The organism is Streptomyces spiralis, assembly GCF_014654675.1.
Classification (GTDB): domain Bacteria; phylum Actinomycetota; class Actinomycetes; order Streptomycetales; family Streptomycetaceae; genus Streptomyces; species Streptomyces spiralis.
Window position 1 is genome coordinate 69,572 of sequence record NZ_BNBC01000031.1, and the last position, 19,011, is coordinate 88,582.

The 19,011-nt window shown below is 71.6% G+C and carries 18 protein-coding genes; 8 read left to right on the forward strand and 10 right to left on the reverse strand.

All coding sequences use genetic code 11. The annotated features are described in order from the left end of the window. Nucleotides 1-112: 112 nt before the first annotated feature. From IE318_RS28130 to mce, 5 genes are all read right to left on the reverse strand, one after another. Nucleotides 113-886 carry an ABC transporter permease gene (locus tag IE318_RS28130; RefSeq protein WP_030170145.1) on the reverse strand — a complete coding sequence of 258 codons (774 nt, stop codon included), beginning with the start codon at nt 884-886 and terminating at the stop codon, nt 113-115. Nucleotides 887-889: 3 nt separating this feature from the next. Beyond that, nucleotides 890-1,885 (reverse strand): ATP-binding cassette domain-containing protein, encoded by a 996-nt coding sequence (locus IE318_RS28135; protein WP_189904793.1) that lies wholly within the window; start codon nt 1,883-1,885, stop codon nt 890-892. 86 nt (nt 1,886-1,971) lie between these two features. After that, entirely contained in the window at nt 1,972-2,907 is a 936-nt protein-coding gene (locus tag IE318_RS28140) for a coiled-coil domain-containing protein (protein WP_030170139.1), read from the reverse strand. Nucleotides 2,908-3,155: 248 nt separating this feature from the next. Then, nucleotides 3,156-7,070 (reverse strand): polarized growth protein Scy, encoded by a 3,915-nt coding sequence (gene scy / locus IE318_RS28145; RefSeq protein ID WP_189904795.1) that lies wholly within the window; start codon nt 7,068-7,070, stop codon nt 3,156-3,158. Between the two features lie 255 nt (nt 7,071-7,325). Beyond that, nucleotides 7,326-7,766 carry a methylmalonyl-CoA epimerase gene (gene mce / locus IE318_RS28150; RefSeq protein WP_030170131.1) on the reverse strand — a complete coding sequence of 147 codons (441 nt, stop codon included), beginning with the start codon at nt 7,764-7,766 and terminating at the stop codon, nt 7,326-7,328. Between the two features lie 149 nt (nt 7,767-7,915). On the opposite strand from mce, the gene IE318_RS28155 reads away from it, so the two are divergent. Both IE318_RS28155 and meaB read left to right on the forward strand, forming a co-directional pair. Then, the gene (locus IE318_RS28155) at nt 7,916-9,124 is read left to right on the forward strand and encodes an acetyl-CoA C-acetyltransferase (protein WP_189904797.1); all 1,209 of its coding nucleotides are present in this window, start codon (nt 7,916-7,918) and stop codon (nt 9,122-9,124) included. A 103-nt stretch (nt 9,125-9,227) separates the two neighbouring features. Further along, nucleotides 9,228-10,184, forward strand: a complete 957-nt coding sequence (gene meaB, locus IE318_RS28160) for a methylmalonyl Co-A mutase-associated GTPase MeaB (protein WP_030170126.1) — start codon at nt 9,228-9,230, stop codon at nt 10,182-10,184. 115 nt (nt 10,185-10,299) lie between these two features. Here the strand turns inward: meaB and IE318_RS28165 are convergent, their stop codons facing one another. The 4 genes from IE318_RS28165 to IE318_RS28180 all read right to left on the reverse strand — a co-directional run bounded on the left by IE318_RS28165 (nt 10,300) and on the right by IE318_RS28180 (nt 12,950). Continuing rightward, nucleotides 10,300-10,776, reverse strand: a complete 477-nt coding sequence (locus tag IE318_RS28165) for a MarR family winged helix-turn-helix transcriptional regulator (RefSeq protein ID WP_189904799.1) — start codon at nt 10,774-10,776, stop codon at nt 10,300-10,302. A 95-nt stretch (nt 10,777-10,871) separates the two neighbouring features. Continuing rightward, nucleotides 10,872-11,627 carry an AIM24 family protein gene (locus IE318_RS28170; protein ID WP_373311296.1) on the reverse strand — a complete coding sequence of 252 codons (756 nt, stop codon included), beginning with the start codon at nt 11,625-11,627 and terminating at the stop codon, nt 10,872-10,874. Nucleotides 11,628-11,665: 38 nt separating this feature from the next. After that, on the reverse strand, nt 11,666-12,316 hold the full coding sequence (locus IE318_RS28175) for an AIM24 family protein (RefSeq protein WP_189904804.1): 651 nt from the start codon (nt 12,314-12,316) through the stop codon (nt 11,666-11,668). Nucleotide 12,317: 1 nt separating this feature from the next. Beyond that, the gene (locus IE318_RS28180; RefSeq protein ID WP_189904857.1) at nt 12,318-12,950 is read right to left on the reverse strand and encodes an AIM24 family protein; all 633 of its coding nucleotides are present in this window, start codon (nt 12,948-12,950) and stop codon (nt 12,318-12,320) included. A gap of 131 nt (nt 12,951-13,081) precedes the next feature. Between IE318_RS28180 and IE318_RS28185 the strand changes: the two genes are divergently transcribed. Beyond that, a complete protein-coding gene (locus IE318_RS28185; RefSeq protein ID WP_189904806.1) occupies nt 13,082-13,426 on the forward strand; it encodes a DUF3817 domain-containing protein in 345 nt (114 codons plus the stop codon). Beyond that, nucleotides 13,423-13,725, forward strand: coding sequence for an MTH1187 family thiamine-binding protein (locus IE318_RS28190; protein WP_189904808.1), 303 nt, complete (start codon nt 13,423-13,425; stop codon nt 13,723-13,725). The genes IE318_RS28185 and IE318_RS28190 overlap by 4 nt, the downstream gene beginning before the upstream one ends. 146 nt (nt 13,726-13,871) lie before the next feature. Here the strand turns inward: IE318_RS28190 and IE318_RS28195 are convergent, their stop codons facing one another. After that, nucleotides 13,872-14,858, reverse strand: a complete 987-nt coding sequence (locus IE318_RS28195) for an ArsR/SmtB family transcription factor (protein WP_189904810.1) — start codon at nt 14,856-14,858, stop codon at nt 13,872-13,874. An 82-nt stretch (nt 14,859-14,940) separates the two neighbouring features. On the opposite strand from IE318_RS28195, the gene IE318_RS28200 reads away from it, so the two are divergent. From IE318_RS28200 to icmA, 4 genes are all read left to right on the forward strand, one after another. Beyond that, complete coding sequence (locus IE318_RS28200) at nt 14,941-16,221, forward strand: MFS transporter (RefSeq protein WP_189904812.1); 1,281 nt, start codon at nt 14,941-14,943, stop codon at nt 16,219-16,221. 33 nt (nt 16,222-16,254) lie between these two features. Next, entirely contained in the window at nt 16,255-16,764 is a 510-nt protein-coding gene (locus tag IE318_RS28205) for a MarR family winged helix-turn-helix transcriptional regulator (RefSeq protein ID WP_030170104.1), read from the forward strand. A gap of 78 nt (nt 16,765-16,842) precedes the next feature. Continuing rightward, on the forward strand, nt 16,843-17,181 hold the full coding sequence (locus IE318_RS28210; RefSeq protein ID WP_030170101.1) for a DUF3817 domain-containing protein: 339 nt from the start codon (nt 16,843-16,845) through the stop codon (nt 17,179-17,181). 97 nt (nt 17,182-17,278) lie between these two features. Next, nucleotides 17,279-18,979 (forward strand): coenzyme B12-dependent isobutyryl-CoA mutase large subunit, encoded by a 1,701-nt coding sequence (gene icmA / locus IE318_RS28215; protein ID WP_189904814.1) that lies wholly within the window; start codon nt 17,279-17,281, stop codon nt 18,977-18,979. Nucleotides 18,980-19,011: the final 32 nt, after the last annotated feature.

A 19,011-nucleotide genomic window follows, 5' to 3' on the forward strand; every position in this document is an offset into this window, starting at 1 on the left:
GGGATTTCAGGACAGCGGGGCACACGCCCCCGTAAGGGTTAGGAGGATATCCGGGCGCTGACGGTTCCGGCCAAAAGAAAGTAAAACCGAGTGGGGCACAGAGGAACGAATCTCAGGCGTCTCGCTGCCGCAGCAGCGCGTAGCCGCCCGCGAGCGCCGCGATCACCCACAGCACCATGATCCCCAGGCCGCCCCAGGGGCCGTACGGGGTGTCGTCGCCGACCCGGGGGACCACCTGCATGATCCGGCTGCCGGCCTGGTCGGGCAGGTACTGGCCGATCTTCTTGGTCGCTGACACGTTGGCGAGGACGTTGGAGATCAGGAAGAAGAACGGCATCAGGATGCCCAGCGACAGCATCGGCGAGCGCAGCATCGCGGCGACGCCCATCGAGAACATCGCGATGAGGGCCATGTAGAGCCCGCCGCCGAGGACCGCGCGCAGCACGCCGGGGGCGTCGAGCGAGGTCCGCAGCGGCGAGCCGAGCATCGCCTGCCCGAGGAAGAAGGCGGCGAAGCTGGTGACCAGGCCGACAGCCAGGGCCAGAGCGGTCGCGACGGCCACCTTGCTCGCCAGGAAGGCGCCGCGCCGGGGGACCGCGGCCAGCGAGGTGCGGATCATGCCGGTGCTGTACTCGTTGGACACCACCAGCACCCCGAACACGATCATCGCCAGCTGGCCGAGTGTCATGCCGGCGAAGCTGATGAGCGTCGGGTCGAAGGAGAGCCGCTCGCGCGGGGGCATGTTGCCGAACTCGTGCTTCGTCAGCGCCGAGATCAGCATCCCGAGCGCGACGGTGACGACCACCACCAGGGACAGGGTCCACACGGTGGACGCCACCGAACGGATCTTGGTCCACTCGGACCGGATGATCTGGGTCGCCGCCATGCCTCAGCCCTCCGCCGTCGTCGTGACCGCGTCGGCCGCTGCCTTCGCGGTTCCCGTGTCCCGGTCCGCGCCCCACGGCCGCTCGGGCGGCGGCTCCGTGCGCGCGTGGTACTCCACCGAGGAGGCCGTCAGCCGCATGAACGCCTCCTCCAGGGAGGACTGCCGGACGCTCAGTTCGTGCAGCACCACGTGGTGGCGTGCGGCCAGCTCACCGATCTGCTCGGCCTTGCCGCCGTCCACCTCCAACTGCCCGCCGCCGCTCTCCACGGCCGTGATCCCGGCGCCGTGCAGCGCGTCGAGCAGCCGTTCGCGGTCCGGGGTGCGGATCCGGACGTAGGAGCGGGAGTTGCGCTCGATGAAGTCGGCCATGGAGGTGTCCGCCAGCAGCCTGCCCTGGCCGATGACGACGAGATGGTCGGCGGTCAGCGCCATCTCGCTCATCAGATGGGAGGAGACGAAGACCGTACGGCCCTGGGCGGCCAGCGATTTCATCAGGCTCCGGATCCAGAGGATGCCCTCGGGGTCGAGGCCGTTGACCGGTTCGTCGAACATCAGGATCCGCGGATCGCCGAGCAGCGCGCCCGCGATGCCGAGCCGCTGGCTCATGCCGAGCGAGAAGCCCTTGGCCTTCTTCCGGGCCACGGCAGTCAGACCCACCGTCTCCAGCACCTCGTGCACCCGGCCGGCGGGGATGCCGTTGCTCTGGGCGAGGCACAGCAGATGGTGGTGGGCGCGGCGGCCGCCGTGCACCGCCTTGGCGTCCAGCAGGGCCCCGATGTACGTGAGCGGGTCCGCGAGCTCGTGGTAGTGCCGGCCGTCGATGCGCACGTCCCCGGCGGTGGGGTGGTCCAGGCCGAGGATCATCCGCATGGTGGTGGACTTCCCGGCGCCGTTGGGCCCGAGGAAGCCGGTGACGATGCCCGGTCGCACGGTGAAGGTGAGGTCGTCCACCGCCACTTTCTCGCCGTACCGCTTGGTCAGCCCCGACAGCTCGATCATGCGGCCACGCTAGATGCGCACAAAGCCCCCCGCCACCGGAAGGCGGCGGGGGGCTCCACGACGTTCTGCCCCGGCGGGGGCGTTCGTCAGCGGGTCTGCTGGGCCGGAACCCCGCGGGAGATCGGCTCGTCCTCGGCCGGCGCGCCCGTGGCGGCGACCGCGGCACCGGTGAGGGTGGCCAGCATCTCGCGGACGTTGGTCAGCTGGGCGTTGATGGAGTCGCGGCGGTTGGTCAGCGCGGCGAGCTCGCGCTCGGACTCCGAACGGATGCGGTCCGCCTTGGCGTTGGCGTCGGCCACGATGTCCTCGGCCTGGCGCTGGGCCGTCTCGACGGTCTGGCGGGCGCGGCGCTCGGCGTCGGTGCGCAGCTTCTCCGCCTCCAGGCGCAGCTGCTCGGCGCGGTGCTCGATCTCCGCGAGCCGCTTCTCGGCCTTGGCCTGACGGGACGCCAGGTCGCGCTCGGACTGCTCGCGGCGCTTGGCGAGGTTCGTCTCGAAGTCGGCGGCGGCCTGGGCGGCCTTGGCGCGGGTCTCCTCGAAGAGGGCGTCCGCCTCCTCCCGCTTGGACTGCGCGTCCTTCTGCGCCTCGGAACGCAGCTGGGCGGCGTCGCCCTTGGCCTTCTCGACGATCCGGACGCCCTCGTCCTCGGCCTTGGCCTTGCGCTCCGCGGCGAAGGACTCGGCGTCGTTGCGGACCTGCTGGGCCGCCGACTCGGCGAGTTCGCGGTGCTGCTCGGCGGCGCGCCGGGCCTCCTCACGCAGATCCTTGGCCTCTTCCTCGGCGAGGCGCAGGATCTTCTCGACCCGCGCGCCGAGACCCGCGTACGACGGCTCCGCGTCGGTGACCTGGGCCTGGGCGTTCTGCGTTTCGAGGTGGAGCTCCTCGATGCGCTTCTCCAGAGCGGTGATGCGGGCGAGAGCGCTGTCACGGTCGGAGACGAGCTTGGAGATACGTTCGTCCACCTGAGCGCGGTCGTACCCACGCCGCACAAGCTCGAAGCCGTAGGGGGAAGTGTCGCTCATGGGGTTCCTGTCGAATGAGACCGGTGAGGTGATAGGTCGAATCCTAGGGGCCGAAGCGGTGTGTCATCGAGCGGATACGTGTTTGATCTGGAGAATGACACCTCTTTTGAGTGGCTGACCGCCTGACGGCTTGCCAAGGACCGGGTCGAAGCCCCCCGGAGGGCACCCGGAAGCTCCCGGACGACCTCGGAGGAAGCCCTCCGAACCGCCTGGAATCGACCCCTCAGATTAGCCCCCCGGGCCCCTTGTCAGCCCTCCGACCCCTTGCCGCCCGACCGGGGTGCGCCCACCGTCGCGCCCGCCTTCACGCCGCTGTCCTTGCCGGACGAGGGGGCCTCGAAGGACTCCAGCGCCTCCAGGACGTCCTGGACCCGGGAGATCTCCGCGTTGATGTCCTCGCGCCGGCGCACCAGGATCTCCAGCTCGCGCTTGCCCTCCTCGACCGTGCGCCGCGCCTCGCGGACCGCCTCGGCCTTCAGCTCCTCGGCCTCCTTCACGAGCGTGGCCTTCTTCTGCTCGGCCTCCTTCAGCAGACCCTCGGCCTTCTTCACCGCGGCGATCCGCACCTTGCCCGCCTCGGAGTTGGCGTCCGAGACGATCTCCTTGGCCTTGGCCTGCGCCTTGGCCAGCTGCTCCTCGGCGGCCTTGATCAGCGCGTCGCAGCGGTCGCCCGTCGACTTCATCGTCTCGGCGGCCTCGCGCCGGGCCCGCTCGTGCAGCTCCTCGATCTCGGCGGTCAGGCGGTCGCGCAGCTCCTCGGCGCGCTCGCGGATCTGCGTGGCGTCCCGGCGGGCGCCGACGAGCAGCTCGTCCGCGTCCGTACGGGCCTTCTCCACCAGCGTGTTGCCCTGCACGGTCGCCTCGGACACGAGCCGCTCGGCCTCCTGGCGGGCCGCGCCCACCATCGTGTCGGCCTGGGACTCCGCGTCCGCCTTGGTCTTGACCGCGCTCGCCTGCGCCTCGGTGAGCAGCTTGTCGGCCTCGGCGGTGGTCTCCGTGATCAGCGTGTCGACCTGCTCGGCCGCCTCCGAACGCCGCTTGTTGGCATCCTGGCGGGCCTCGTCCAGGGTCCGCTCGGCCTCCTCGCGGGCGGCCGCCAGCATGCGCTCTGCCTCCGCCTCCGCGTCGGCCTTCAGCCGCTCGGACTCGGTGCGGATCCGCTCGGCACGGGACTGCGCGGAGCCCACGGTCTCCGCGGCCTCGGCGCGCAGCCGCTCCGCGTCCCCCGTGGCGTCCGAGATCAGCTTCTCCGCCCTGGCGACGGACTCCGCCCGCACCCGCTCGGCCTCCGCGGCCGTCTCCGCGCGCAGCCGGTCCGTCTCGTCGATCGTCTCCGTGCGCAGCCGGTCGGCCTCCGCGATGGTCTCCGTCTGCAGCCGCTCGGCCTCCGCGCGCGCCTCGGAGATCAGCGTGTCCGCCTGCGTCGCCGCGTCCGACCGGATGCGGTTGGCGTCCTCGCGGGCGTCCGCCCGGGTACGGGCCGCGGCCTGGTCGGCCTCGGCCAGCGCGTCCGAGGCCTCGGTGCGCACCCGCTGGGCGTGCTCGGCGACATCGGTGCGGATCCGCTCCGCCTCCGCGATCGCCTCCGACACCGTGCGCTCCGAGAGCGCCTTGGCGGCCTCGGTCTCCTCGTGCGCCTCGCGCCGCAGCCGGGACGCGTCCTCGCTCGCCCGCTCCCGCTCGGCGTAGGCGTCGGCGCGGACCCGGTCCGCCTCCTCCTCGGCCTCCCGCCTCGTACGGTCCGCCGCGTGCTCGGCGGCCGAGCGCAGCCCGACGATCTCCTCCTGCGCCTGCTCGTGCAGCCCCGCGACGGAGTCCCGCACCTGCTGCGCGTGCTGCTCGGCGGCGGTGACCATCTCGGTGGCGCGCCGGTCGGCCTCCTCCACCAGCCGGGTGGCCTCGGCCTGTGCCTCCTCCACGCGCTTGCGCGCCGACGCCAGCAGCTCCTCGCTCTGCTCGCGGGCCCGCTCGCGCTCCTGGTCGGCCTCCTGCCGCGCCGCGCCGAGGAGCTCCTCGGCCTCGCGGCGGCGCCGGGCGGCCTCCTCCTGGGCGGCGGCCAGCGTCTCGGACGCCTCCGAGCCCAGCCGCTCCGCGGCGGCCTGCGCCTCGGCACGGACCCGGTCGGCGGTGTCCTGGGCCTCCGCCTTGAGCCGCTCCGCCTCCGCCGCGGCCTCCGAACGCAGCCGTACGGCGATGGCCTCGCCCTCCGCGCGCGAGGCGGACGCGTCCGAGGCGGCCTCGTCACGCAGCCGCTCGGCCTCGGCCTCGGCCTGCTGCTGCAGGGCGCGGATCCGCTCGGCCGCCTCGGAGCGCAGCCGGTCGGCCTCCTCGCCGGCCTCGCGGCGGATCCGCGCGGCCTCCTCACGGGCGTCGGTCAGCGCCTGCTCGGCGGCGGTCAGGCGCTCCTCGGCCTCGGTGTGCAGCCGGGTCAGCTCCTCGGCGGCCTCCGACTGCCGGGTGGCCAGCGCCCGCTCGGTCGCCTCGCGCAGCTCGGCCGCGGCCCGCTCGGCGTCCGCCCGGACCGACTCCGCCTGCTCCTCCGCCTCCGCGCGGTGCCGCTCGGCCTCCTTGCGGGTGCGCTCCAGGGTCTCCTCGGCCTGCCGGCGCAGCGTGGTGGCGCGCTCGATGGCCTCGGTGCGCACCTTCTCGCTGTCCGCGGTCGCGGTCCCCCGCAGCTCGTCGGCGTCCGCCTTGGCCTTGGCCAGCAGCTCCTCGGCGGACTTCGCCGCCTCCTCGATCTGCGCCACGGCCTCGCGCCGGGCCTCGGCCCGGATCCGCTCGCCCTCGGCGACCGCCTCGGCGCGCAGCTGCTCGGCCTCGCCGCGCAGCCGGCGCGCCTCCTCCTGGAGCTCGACGGTCTTGGCGCGGTACTCCTTGGTGTCGTCCTTCGCCGCGCCCTTGAGCTGCTCGGCGATGTCGTGCGCCTCGGCGCGCAGCCGGTCCGCCTCGGCCTCGGCCTCGGTGCGGATCCGCTCGGCCTCCTCGGCGGCGGCCTTCGTGGTCTGCTTGGCCTCCTCGGCCGCCTTGTTCAGGACGTCCTCGGCGGTCTTGGCCGCCTTCGACAGCTGGGTGGCGCTCTCCTCGGCGGTGATCGTACGGGCCTTCTCCGCGGCCTCGGCGACGATCTTCTCCGCCTCGGCGCGGGCGTCCGCGACCAGCTGCTCGGCCTCGGACCTGGTCTGCTCGGCCTCCTTCGTGGCCTCCTCGACCAGCCGGGCGACCTGCTCCTTGGCCGTGCGGGTGCGCTGCTCGTTGGCGGACTCGGCGCTCGCCAGCGCCTTGGCCGCGGCCTCCTTGGCCTCGGTGACCGTCTTCTCGGCTTCGGACTGCGCCTTGCGCAGGGCCTCCTCGGCCTCCGCCATGCGCTGCTCGGCGGCGCGGCTCAGCTCGGTGGCCTGGCGGCGGGCGGCGTCGGACTCGCTCGCCGTGCTGCTGCGCAGCTGCTCGGCGTGGTCGGTGGCCTCCTGGGCCTGGGTGGAGGCGGCGTTGAGCAGGCGCTCGGCGTCGGTACGGGCGCGGCGCAGGATCTGCTCGGCCTCGGCGCGGGCCTCCTCGGCCGTGCTCTGCAGCCGCTGGCGGGCCTCGGCGGTCAGCCGCTCGGCCTCCGCGCGGGCGGCGGCCATCGCCTGCTCGGCCTCGGCGCGGGACTCGTCGAGGAGCCGGCGGGCCTGCTGCTCGGTGCGGGCGCGCAGCTGCTCCGCCCAGGCCACGTTCTCGTTGACGTGCGACTCGACGGTCTGCCGGCGCTCGGCCAGCTCCTGGTCGAGCTGCTGGCGGCGGGTCACCGCCTCCTGGTGCAGCTCGGCCTGCAGACGCGCCGCCTGCTCGGCGTGCTCCTGGAGGATGCGCTGGGTCTGCGCCCGGGCCTGGCTCAGCTCCCGCTCGGCGTCCGCGCGGAGCTGGTCGGCCTGCACCTGCGCGTTGCGCAGCAACTGCTCCGCCTGGTAGCCGATGTCGGCGCTGTCGTAGGCGGGCCGGGTCATGAGGGTGCGCCGCGCCTCGTGCAGCTTGGCGCGCAGCACCTCGACCTGGTAGCCGAGGTCCTCGGCGTGCTGGATCGCCTTTTCCCGCTCGGTCTTCAGCCGATCCATCTCGGCCTCGAACCGAGAGAGGTGGTCGACGTCAGCCGCCGGCTCTCGCTCCTGGCGTTCGTAGCCCCGCACTGCGCGGTCCCATCCGTCCCCTGGTCGCAAGCCTGTCCAAACGAGCTCCGTCCATCCGCCGAACGGGGCCCCCGGGGAATGGTGTCAGATCAACGGCGGAGCATGGGCTGCTGCCCCGTCGCTCGTCCCCCGAAACCCGGACCCCGGCGAGGTTCCGCCGCCCACGACGGCGCAACCCGGCCGCGACGGCAGAACCCGGCCGCCCCTGCTTCAGGGACGACCGCCCCCAACCCTACCGGCCCTTATGTACGAGGGTCAGTGCTCAGCCGACTCAACAGCCGCCGAAGTGACCAGTTCTGTCAGGACGCCGTGACAATCCTTGGGGTGCAGGAAGGTGATCCGTGACCCCATGGAGCCGCGTCGCGGCTCGTCGTACAGAACGCGTACGCCCTTCCCGCGGATCTCGGCGGCGTCGCCGTCCACATCCGCCGTACCGAAAGCGATGTGGTGGACGCCCTCGCCGTTCTTCGCGAGCCACTTCCCGACGGCGGAGTCCTCGCGGGTCGGCTCCAGGAGCTGCAGGTAGGAGGCACCGCCGTCGGAGGTCTCGTTGATCTTGAGCATGGCCTCGCGCACGCCCTGCTCCTCGTTGACCTCGGTGTGGAACACCTCGAAGCCGTAGGTGGTCCGGTAGAACTCGACGGTGGCGTCGAGGTCGTGGCAGGCGATCCCGATGTGGTCGATTCGCGTCAGCATGGATTCAGTGCAACGCCAACCCGGTGGTTACGCAACGTGCGCGCGATCACACCGACGGCCCGATGACGGGGTGGACCGCCCCTCAGTACATTCGAAGTAAACCCTCGTTCACTCCTCGGCTGTGCAGGCCGGTAAGGGGATCGCAGCTCATGTCTTCTGGAACTCCCGGTACGACCAGCTCGGTGATCGTCGCGGGCGCCCGTACGCCCATGGGCCGGCTGCTCGGCTCGCTGAAGTCCTTCTCCGGAGCCGACCTCGGCGGCTTCGCGATCAAGGCCGCCCTCGACCGCGCCGGGATCGGCGGCGACCAGGTGCAGTACGTGATCATGGGCCAGGTGCTCCAGGCCGGTGCGGGGCAGATCCCGGCACGTCAGGCCGCGGTCAAGGCGGGCATCCCGATGAGCGTCCCGGCGCTCACGATCAACAAGGTGTGCCTGTCCGGCCTGGACGCGATCGCGCTGGCCGACCAGCTGATCCGCGCGGGTGAATTCGACGTGATCGTGGCCGGCGGCCAGGAGTCCATGACCAACGCCCCCCACCTGCTGCCGAAGTCCCGCGAGGGCTTCAAGTACGGCGCGGTGCAGATGATCGACGCGATGGCCCACGACGGCCTGACCGACTCCTTCGAGAACATCGCCATGGGCGAGTCGACGGAGAAGCACAACACGCGCCTGGGCATCGGCCGCGCCGAGCAGGACGAGATCGCCGCCCTCTCCCACCAGCGCGCCGCCGCCGCCCAGAAGAACGGCATCTTCGAGGCGGAGATCACCCCGGTGGAGATCCCGCAGCGCAAGGGCGACCCGGTGCTGTTCAGCAAGGACGAGGGCATCCGCGGTGACACCACCGCCGAGTCCCTGGGCAAGCTGCGCCCGGCCTTCGCCAAGGACGGCACGATCACCGCCGGCTCCTCCTCGCAGATCTCCGACGGCGCGGCGGCCGTGGTCGTCATGAGCAAGGCCAAGGCCCTGGAGCTCGGCCTGGACTGGATCGCCGAGATCGGCGCCCACGGCAACGTGGCAGGTCCGGACAACTCCCTGCAGTCGCAGCCCTCCAGCGCCATCCTGCACGCCCTGAAGAAGGAGGGCCTGGAGGTCTCCGACCTGGATCTGATCGAGATCAACGAGGCGTTCGCCGCCGTGGCCGTGCAGTCAATGAAGGACCTCGGCGTGTCCACGGAAAAGGTGAACGTGAACGGCGGCGCCATCGCCCTGGGTCACCCGATCGGGATGTCCGGGGCCCGGCTCGTGCTGCACCTGGCGCTCGAGCTGAAGCGCCGCGGCGGCGGCGTCGGCGCGGCGGCGCTGTGCGGCGGCGGCGGCCAGGGCGACGCGCTGATCGTCCGGGTGCCGAAGGCGTAAGAGCCCTTCCCGAACCGACGAACGACCTCTGACGCAGGACATGTGAGCCGATGGCGGCTGAAGCGCCCCCTGAGGCGAAGGAAAGACGCAGAACGGAGCAGTGATGCAGGACGTCTCCTCGCTGGTGGCCCAGGCCAGGGAAGGGCGGCCGCGGGCCGTCGCCCGGCTGATCTCCCTGGTGGAGGGGGCGTCCCCGCAGCTCAGGGAGGTCATGGCGACGCTCGCCCCGCTGACCGGCAACGCCTACGTCGTCGGCCTCACCGGCTCCCCGGGCGTCGGCAAGTCGACGTCCACCTCGGCGCTGGTCACCGCGTACCGCAAGCAGGGCAAGCGGGTCGGCGTGCTGGCGGTCGACCCGTCGTCGCCGTTCTCCGGCGGCGCGCTGCTCGGCGACCGCGTCCGCATGTCGGAGCACGCCTCCGACCCGGGCGTCTACATCCGCTCGATGGCGACCCGGGGCCACCTGGGCGGCCTGGCCTGGGCCGCGCCGCAGGCGATCCGCGTCCTGGACGCGGCGGGCTGCGACGTGATCCTGGTCGAGACGGTCGGCGTCGGCCAGTCGGAGGTGGAGATCGCCTCCCAGGCGGACACCTCCGTCGTCCTCCTGGCCCCCGGCATGGGCGACGGCATCCAGGCGGCCAAGGCGGGCATCCTGGAGATCGGCGACGTCTACGTCGTCAACAAGGCCGACCGCGACGGCGCCGACGCCACGGCCCGCGAGCTGAACCACATGCTGGGCCTGGGCGAGTCCCGCGCCCCCGGCGACTGGCGCCCGCCCATCGTCAAGACGGTGGCCGCCCGCGCCGAGGGCGTCGACGAGGTCGTCGAGGCCCTGGAGAAGCACCGGGCGTGGATGGAGGAGCACGGCGTCCTGACCGAGCGCCGCCTGGCCCGCGCCGCGCACGAGGTGGAGACGATCGCGGTCACGGCCCTGCGTGAACGCATCGGCGATCTCCACGGAGACCGCCATCTGGGCGCCCTCGCCGAGCGCATCGTGGCCGGCGAACTGGACCCGTACCGCGCGGCGGACGAGCTGGTGGAGGGCCTGACGCAGGCCTGAGCACGGTCGGTGGCCCAGCGGCACGGAGAAGGCGGAGCCCGTCAGGGGCTCCGCCTTCTCCATGCCGTCAGGGGCCGTCCGCGGCCGTCAGGGCCTGCCGGGGCAGGGGACCCCCTCAGGGGCGCCCCCGCTGCCCCCGCAGATGCTCGGCGATGGGCTTGAGGGCCTTGTCCAGCTCCATCAGCGCCTCGGGCTCCAGCAGGTCGATGAAATGCCTCCGCACGGACGCCACGTGGTGCGGTGCGACCTTCCGCATGGTCTCCATGCCGTGCTCGGTGAGGACCGCGTACAGTCCCCGGCGGTCGGACTCGCAGTTCTCACGGCGCACCAGGTTCGCGTTCTCCATACGGGTGATCTGGTGCGAGAGGCGGCTCTTGGACTGGAGGGTGGCGGACGCGAGGTCGCTCATCCGCATCCGCACGTCCTCCGACTCGGAGAGATTCACCAGAATCTCGTAGTCGTTGATCGTCAGGCCGAACGGCTGCAGATCCTTCTCGAGCTGGTACGTCAACAGCCTGTTGACCTCCAGGTGGGTGCGCCAGGCGCACTGCTCCGCATCGGTCAGCCAGCGCGTGGGCGTCTCGGTCTCCATGAATGAAGTCTACCTAAAAAGTTGAAAGGCTAACTAGTGAGGGGTGGTGTGACGGCGCGCACGCGTTCGAGCCGTCACACTCCGCAGACTACCGCTCACAGCCCGAAGCGACGCTGGAGGTCTCCGAGCTGTCCGGGAAGGCGCGGTGCGCCGGCTTGCGGTCCGTGGCTTCCGGACACTCCCGCGCCACCGGGTACCCCGGGCTCGTGCGGAACCACTCCCGTGGCCTGCTCGGCCATGAGGGTCTCGGTCGACTGCAGCAGGACCGTGCCGGCTCCCACGAACTCGAACTGATGCTCCTCCCCGGAGGCCCCACCCAGGCCCGTCATCGCACGTAGACCGCCCATCACCCCGGTCATGTACCCATGGTCGTAGTGATGGCAGGGAGACGGGCAGTCGGCCCACCCGACGAGCGCCTGCGGGTCCACCCGGATCGGCGGCTCCATGAACACCACCGGCCCGTTGGACGCGGCCACGAACTTCCCGGTTCCGATCAGGGTCAGAAAGCCCGGCACGATCGACTGCTTGAGCGCGAGACTTGGCTGAAAAGCAAGCAGATTGCCCGAGCGAATGGTCAGATTGCCGTCGTCCAGGTCGTAGGAGTTGACATCGAAGGCCCGGTCGGCGAGCAGCATCTTGCCTGAGCCCTCCGCCACGACCCAGTCGCTCGCGTGCAGAGGCGAATGGAACGAAGTGCGCACCAGACGGTCCAGCCGCCCGTGCCCGACACCGTTGAACTCGATCGTCCCGTAGTAGGCGATCATCTTCCCCTTCTGCAGGAACCACTGGCTTCCCTTGAGCTCCACGCAGAAGGTGTAGCTGTTCACGTTGTCGTCGACCGGCAGACTCATCGGGTCGTGCACCACGGGCCCGGCCGTTCCGTAACCGCTCACAGCTTCTCCTCCGAGGCCTGCACGTACACCGCACCGTTGCCGCTCAGCTCCAGTTGGAAGGCCTCGCCGGAGCCGCGCCCCACCATGTCGCGCCAGCCCAGCGCCGTGGAGAGCTTGTTGCGCACGTCCCCGTGATGGGCGACGTAGGCCTGCGGGTCGACGTGGACCGGGCGCTGCGGGGTGATCGGCACCTCGAAGACACCGCCGTGTGCCATGACGGCGACCGCGCCGTGCCCCTTGAGGGTGGTGGTGAACAGCCCCTGGCCGGTGACCTGGCCCCGCACCATGCCCATGACGCCGCCCTGCGAGCCCATGAACATCGTGCCCTGCTGGAGCGTGCCCTCGAAGGCGAGCAGCCGGTCCGCCTCCACGTACAAGGTGTCGCCCGACAGGTTGATGACCTGCACATGGTGCCCGCCGTGCCCGAAGAACACCGTCCCGCTGCCCTCCACGGTCATCAGCGGCGTGGCCTCACCCGCCACCCGCCTCCCGATCATGGACATCAGCCCGCCCTGACCGCCCTGGATGTTGGGCGTGAACGACACCTCCCCCTTGTACGCCAGCATCGCCCCCCGCTGGCTGAACAGCCGCTGCCCCGGCACCACCGTGGCCTCGACCATCTTGGAGTTGATCTCCCGCAAGGTCATGTCACACGTCCCCCGCGATCGTGTTCCGCTCGCTCGGCTGCACATACACGAGCCCGTCCCCCTCGAACCGGATCTGGAAGGCCTCCCCGCCGCCCTCACCCAGGAGGGTGCGGAAGGTCACACCGGACTGGAAGGACTGCCGCACGTTCCCCTGGTGCGCCACATACGCCCCCGGATCGACGATCAGCGGATACTGCGGAGCGACCCGGAGCACCACCGCCGGCCCGTCCGAGAGGATCGCCGCCTGCCCGTGCCCCTCGACGGTGGTCGTGAACAGCCCGTTGCCCTGCGAGGCACCCCGCAGCCCGGTGAACGTCGTCCCCGTCCTGAGCCCCCCGTCGGTCGCCAGCAGATTGCTCGACTCGACGAACAGCTTCTCGCCCTGCAGCCGCACGAGATTGATCTCGGACGCCCGGTCGGCGAACCAGCAGGTCCCCTGCCCCCGCACCTCCATCACCGTCATCTGCTCGCCGGTGAGCCGCCGCGTCACCATGCCCCGCAGCCCCTCACCGCCGCCCGTCAGCTTCTTGAAGGCCATCTGCCCGTCGTACGCGACCATCGAGCCGTTCTTCGCCTTCACGGCGTCCCCGGTCATGTCGACGGCGAGCACCTTGCTGCCTTGAAGTCGGAACATCGCCACGGTGTGAAGGTAGCGGCGGAGACGGGTGCGGACACCCCCTCCCCTCCATCCCCGGACGATTTGCCACAATGGACGAAACTTTGTGCCCGCGTTCACAAACGCGTCTCTCCCACCGAAGGTGACCAGTGGACATCAAGACCGCCACCGCCCTCCGCCGCCTCCGCCTGGTATCCGCCCCCGAGGCGGTGTCCTTCATCCTGCTGCTGGTCTGCTCGGTCCTGAAGCGGACCACCGACTTCAACGCGGTACCGGTGATGGGCTCGATCCACGGCGTCCTGTTCATCCTCTACGTGATCTTCTGGGCCGACGCCTGGAACCGCACGAAGTGGCCGCTGAAGACCGCCGCTCTCTACTTCGTCCTCTCCGTCCTGCCGACCGGCGGCTTCTTCGCCGAGCGCAAGCTGAAGCGCGAGGCCGAGGACGCCGTGATCGCCTCCCGCGCCCGTCGCGAAGGGGTCGTGAACGCGTGATCGTCGCCTTCTCCGTGACCCCCCTCGGCGTCGGCGAGGACGTGGGGGAGTACGTGGCCGAGGCGGTCCGGGTGGTCCGCGAGTCCGGCCTGCCCAACCGCACCGACGCGATGTTCACCTCGATCGAAGGGGACTGGGACCAGGTCATGGACGTCGTCGGGCGCGCCGTGGCCGCGGTGGAGGCGCGCGCCCCACGCGTCTCCCTGGTCCTCAAGGCGGACATCCGCCCCGGCGTGACGGACGGCCTCACCTCCAAGGTGGAAACGGTGGAACGCCACTTGGCCTCCCGGAGCGAATAGCCGTACGAAACCCGCGCCCGCGCGACGGCGGAAGGGGCCGTGGGGGACGCACCACCACGCCCCCGGCCCACCACGCCCCCGCGGGCCCACCGCGCCGCGCCGCCCGAGCGGCTCAGTCGCCCGAGCAGCTCGGTCACTTGAGCGGCTCAGTCGCCGGAGGCCAGCGCCATCCCCAGCGGCGTCCGCTCGTACAGCACCTGATGCCCGTAGCGCCGCGACGTGAGCAGCCCCGCGTCCCGCAGCACCGCCAGGTGCGCGGACACCGACGACGGCGCCAGCCCCAGCCGATGCGCCAGACCGGTCGTCGTCGCAGGATCGGTCAGCGCGGTCAGCACGGCCGCCCGCCCCCGCCCCAGCAGCCGTACCAGCGCCCGCGCCGACGCGCTCTGCGCGTCCGGCTCCGCCCACAGCCCGGCCAGTCCCCGTGCCGGGTACACCAGCGTCGGCTGCCACGGCGGCTCGAAGCCGCTGATCACGTCCGGCCAGCAGAAGACGCTCGGCATCAGCACCAGCCCCTGCCCGCCCAGCTCACGCCCGTGCTCGCCGTGCCAGTCGACGGTCAGCGTCCGCCCGTCCCAGGACAGCCGCCGGTCCAGCTCCGGCAACAGCGCGCCCAGCCCCACCTCGGCCAGCCGCCGGGAGTGGAAGGCCACGTCGGCCTCGAGCAGCGCGCGCAACCGCGGCCACTCCGGCTCGACCAGCACATGCCACGCGGCCTCCATCAGGTCGGCCAACTCCTGGACCGCACGTTCCGGATCGGCCAGCAGCGCCCGCCCGCGCGCGGACTCCAGCGCACCGGCGGTGTCGGCGAGCGACAGCGCCAGATCCTCCCGGGCCGCCGCGGGGTCGGCCGCCCGTACCGCCGCGATCTCCTCCTCGAACGTGGCCGCCGGCCCGATCGGTGGCGGCCCCAGGAAGTCCGGGGTGTGCCCGCGCGACGGCATGAGCAGCCACAGCGGGGCCAGATCCAGCTCCCGCGCGGCCCGGCGGATCCGCCGCAGCCAGTGCGGGTGGTATCCGTGCCGATCGGGCCGCCCCAGCGTCCGTACCGCCTCCTGCGTCTCCCACAGCGGGGACACGGCGAACCGGCACCGCAGCAGGTCGGCGTCCCCGAAGTGCAGACGGAACGGCATGACGGCGACCCACCCCGGCGTGAAGATTCGGCGGACGCCGAAACTCTAGGCCGTCCACCACCCCCACCGCACCCTGCCCTGTATGCAACAGCGCCCCGCCGCCCCTCCCGGACCGACCGGCACCCGCACCGCCGCCCGCGACTCCGCTCCCGGCTACGCCCAGGCCCTCGCCGTCCCCGAGTTCCGTGCCGTCTTCGCCGCCCATGCCCTCTCCCTCCTCGGCGTGATCGTCAGCGAGATCTCCCTCTCGGTCCTCGTCTACGACCTCACCGGCTCCCCCCTGATGAGCGCCCTCACCTTCGCACTGGGATTCCTGCCGTACGTCGTGGGCGGCACGCTCCTCGCGGGGATCGCCGACCGCTTCCCCGCCCGCCGGGTCCTGGTGGTGTGCGATCTGGTGTGCGCGGCCTGCGTGGCTCTCATGACGGTGCCCGGCGCGCACATCGGCGTCGTGCTCGCCCTGCGGGGCGCCCTCGCCGTCGTCTCGCCCGTGTTCCAGGGAACGCGCATGGCCACCCTCACCGACATCCTCGGCGACGGCGACCTGTTCGTCCTCGGCCGCTCCCTGCTGCGGATCGTCTCGCAAAGCGCCCTGCTCGTCGGCTTCGGCCTCGGCGGCCTGCTGCTCAGCGCGGTCAGCCCCCGGCGCGCGCTGCTGATCACCGTCGGCACCTTCCTGGTCTCCGCCACCGTGCTCCGCTTCGGCACCCGGCCCCGTCCGGCGCGCGGCGGCGCACCGGGCGCCCTGGTGGGCGACTCGCTCCGGGGCTCCGGGCAGGTGCTCGCCGACCGCCGGGTCCGGCTGCTGCTCCTGCTGTTCTGGGTGCCGCCGATGTTCGCGGTGGTGCCCGAGGCGCTGGCGGCTCCGTACGCCGCCGCGCTCGGCACCGGTTCTACCGGCCTCGGCCTGCTGATGTGCGCGCTGCCGGTCGGCACCGTCGCGGGCGAGCTGTACGCCGGCTCACGGCTGCGGCCCGCCGCCCGGGAGCGGATCGCCCTTCCCCTGGTGTGCGTCACACTGCTGCCGTACCTCGGCTGCGCCTTCCACCCGGGCCTGGCCGTCTCACTGCTTCTGCTGCTGCTGTCCGGTGCGGGGTCCGCGTACACGCTGGGCCTGGACCAGTGGTTCGTCCGGGCCGTGCCCGAGGAACTGCGCGGGCGGGCGATGACCCTGCTCACGGCAGGTCTCATGACGATCCAGGGCGTGGGCATGGCCCTGGCGGGCGTCGCGGCGGAGTTCGCCGGGGTGACGGCGACGATCGCGGGGGCCGGAGTGCTGGGTACGGCGTCCTGCGCCCTGCTCGCCCGGGCCGCCCGACGCGGCGTCGGCCCCACGATGGACCGAAGAGCGAGACGGGGCTGACCGGGATATGACCGGCGGGTAGGGTCTGGTGACGTGCCGAAGTCCCTCAGTCTCCCGTTCGATCCCATCGCTCGCGCCGACGAACTCTGGAAGCAGCGCTGGGGCAATGTGCCGTCCATGGCCGCGATCACCTCGATCATGCGCGCGCACCAGATCCTGCTGGCCGAGGTCGACGCGGTGGTCAAGCCGTACGAACTGACGTTCGCGCGCTACGAGGCCCTGGTGCTGCTCACCTTCTCCAAGGCCGGCGAACTGCCGATGTCCAAGATCGGCGAGCGGCTCATGGTGCACCCCACGTCCGTGACGAACACCGTCGACCGCCTGGTCAGGTCGGGCCTGGTGGCCAAGCGCCCCAACCCCAACGACGGCCGCGGCACCCTCGCCGTCATCACCGACAAGGGCCGCGAGGTGGTCGAGTCGGCCACCCGCGACCTGATGGCGATGGACTTCGGCCTGGGCGCCTACGACGCCGAGGAGTGCGCGGAGATCTTCGCGATGCTCCGCCCGCTCCGCGTCGCCGCACACGACTTCGAAGAGGACTGACGGCGCCCCTCGACGCACGGAGCGCGTGCGGGCGACCCGGGGCAAGATCTCCCGGAACGGGCGGTTACGCTCGACTCCATGAAGAAGAGCGTGCTGACCCGCTACCGCGTCATGGCCTACGTCACCGGCGTGCTGCTGGTCCTGCTGACCCTCGGCGTGATCGCGAAGTACGGCCTCCAGATCGACGGCGCCGCCAAGTTCACCACCGCCATCGGCATCGCGCACGGCTGGCTGTACGTGATCTACCTGGTCTTCGCCTTCGACCTGGGCTCCAAGGCGAAGTGGCCAGTCACCAAGCAGCTGTGGGTGCTGCTGGCGGGGACCATCCCGACCGCCGCCTTCTTCGTGGAGCGCAAGGTCAGCCGCGAGCTCGAGGCCACGGTCGCGGACGCCGCGCCCGCGGTCGCCGAGGCGTGACCGAGGCCGCAGGCCGCGACCGCACCGCCGTACATCACACCTCCGTACGGCGGTCTGCCGTCGACATTTACTAGGACGTCCTAGTAAATTCGAAGGTATGGACGCTGACGCCATCGAAGAGGGCCGCCGACGCTGGCAGGCCCGGTACGACACCGCACGCAAGCGCGACGCAGACTTCACCACGCTCTCCGGCGACCCCGTGGAGCCGGTGTACGGACCCCGGCCCGGGGACAGCTACGAGGGCTTCGAGCGGATCGGCTGGCCCGGTGAGTACCCCTTCACCCGCGGCCTGTACCCGACCGGCTACCGAGGGCGGACGTGGACCATCCGGCAGTTCGCCGGATTCGGCAACGCCGAGCAGACCAACGAGCGCTACAAGATGATCCTCCGCAACGGCGGAGGCGGGCTCTCGGTCGCCTTCGACATGCCCACGCTCATGGGCCGCGACTCCGACGACCCGCGCTCGCTGGGCGAGGTCGGCCACTGCGGAGTGGCGATCGACTCGGCGGCCGACATGGAGGTCCTGTTCAAGGACATCCCGCTCGGCGACGTCACCACCTCGATGACGATCAGCGGGCCGGCCGTCCCCGTCTTCTGCATGTACCTGGTCGCCGCCGAGCGGCAGGGCGTGGACGCCTCCGTCCTCAACGGCACGCTCCAGACGGACATCTTCAAGGAGTACATCGCCCAGAAGGAGTGGCTCTTCCAGCCCGAGCCCCATCTGCGCCTCATCGGCGACCTGATGGAGTACACCAGCGCGCACATCCCCGCGTACAAGCCGCTGTCCGTCTCCGGCTACCACATCCGCGAGGCCGGGGCGACGGCCGCGCAGGAGCTGGCGTACACGCTGGCCGACGGGTTCGGCTACGTCGAGCTGGGGCTCAGCCGCGGCCTGGACGTGGACGTGTTCGCCCCCGGCCTGTCCTTCTTCTTCGACGCGCACGTCGACTTCTTCGAGGAGATCGCCAAGTTCCGCGCGGCGCGGCGGATCTGGGCCCGGTGGATGCGGGACGTGTACGGCGCGAGGAGCGAGAAGGCGCAGTGGCTGCGCTTCCACACGCAGACCGCCGGTGTCTCGCTGACCGCGCAGCAGCCGTACAACAACGTCGTGCGTACGGCCGTGGAGGCGCTCGCGGCGGTGCTCGGCGGGACCAACTCGCTGCACACCAACGCCCTCGACGAGACCCTCGCGCTGCCGAGCGAGCAGGCTGCCGAGATCGCGCTGCGCACGCAGCAGGTGCTGATGGAGGAGACGGGCGTCGCCAACGTGGCCGACCCGCTGGGCGGTTCGTGGTACGTCGAGCAGCTGACGGACCGGATCGAGGCGGACGCCGAGAAGATCTTCGAGCAGATAAAGGAGCGCGGGCTGCGCGCCCACCCCGACGGGCAGCACCCGATCGGGCCGATCACCTCCGGCATTCTGCGGGGCATCGAGGACGGCTGGTTCACCGGCGAGATCGCCGAGTCGGCGTTCCGGTACCAGCAGGCGCTGGAGAAGGGCGACAAGAGGGTCGTCGGCGTCAACGTGCACACCGGCTCCGTCACCGGGGACCTGGAGATCCTGCGGGTGAGCCACGAGGTGGAGCGTGAGCAGGTCCGCATCCTGGGCGAGCGCAAGGGGACGCGGGACGAGGGCGCGGTGCGCTCGGCTCTGGGCGCCATGCTGGCGGCCGCGCGGTCCGGGGCGAACATGATCGAGCCGATGCTTCAGGCTGTGCGGGCCGAGGCGACGCTGGGCGAGATCTGCGGGGTGCTGCGGGACGAGTGGGGGGTGTACACGGAGCCCGCCGGGTTCTGAGGCGCGGAGGCGGGTGCGGGCGTCGGAGGGTT

Coding starts and splice junctions, on each gene's coding strand:
- IE318_RS28130 (WP_030170145.1), bottom strand. CDS start 886: ATGGCGGCGACCCAGATCATCCGGTCCGAGTGGACCAAGATCCGTTCG.
- IE318_RS28135 (WP_189904793.1), bottom strand. CDS start 1,885: ATGATCGAGCTGTCGGGGCTGACCAAGCGGTACGGCGAGAAAGTGGCG.
- IE318_RS28140 (WP_030170139.1), bottom strand. CDS start 2,907: ATGAGCGACACTTCCCCCTACGGCTTCGAGCTTGTGCGGCGTGGGTAC.
- mce (WP_030170131.1), bottom strand. CDS start 7,766: ATGCTGACGCGAATCGACCACATCGGGATCGCCTGCCACGACCTCGAC.
- IE318_RS28155 (WP_189904797.1), top strand. CDS start 7,916: ATGTCTTCTGGAACTCCCGGTACGACCAGCTCGGTGATCGTCGCGGGC.
- meaB (WP_030170126.1), top strand. CDS start 9,228: ATGCAGGACGTCTCCTCGCTGGTGGCCCAGGCCAGGGAAGGGCGGCCG.
- IE318_RS28165 (WP_189904799.1), bottom strand. CDS start 10,776: ATGGAGACCGAGACGCCCACGCGCTGGCTGACCGATGCGGAGCAGTGC.
- IE318_RS28170 (WP_373311296.1), bottom strand. CDS start 11,627: ATGAGTCTGCCGGTCGACGACAACGTGAACAGCTACACCTTCTGCGTG.
- IE318_RS28175 (WP_189904804.1), bottom strand. CDS start 12,316: ATGACCTTGCGGGAGATCAACTCCAAGATGGTCGAGGCCACGGTGGTG.
- IE318_RS28180 (WP_189904857.1), bottom strand. CDS start 12,950: ATGTTCCGACTTCAAGGCAGCAAGGTGCTCGCCGTCGACATGACCGGG.
- IE318_RS28195 (WP_189904810.1), bottom strand. CDS start 14,858: ATGCCGTTCCGTCTGCACTTCGGGGACGCCGACCTGCTGCGGTGCCGG.
- IE318_RS28200 (WP_189904812.1), top strand. CDS start 14,941: ATGCAACAGCGCCCCGCCGCCCCTCCCGGACCGACCGGCACCCGCACC.
- IE318_RS28210 (WP_030170101.1), top strand. CDS start 16,843: ATGAAGAAGAGCGTGCTGACCCGCTACCGCGTCATGGCCTACGTCACC.
- icmA (WP_189904814.1), top strand. CDS start 17,279: ATGGACGCTGACGCCATCGAAGAGGGCCGCCGACGCTGGCAGGCCCGG.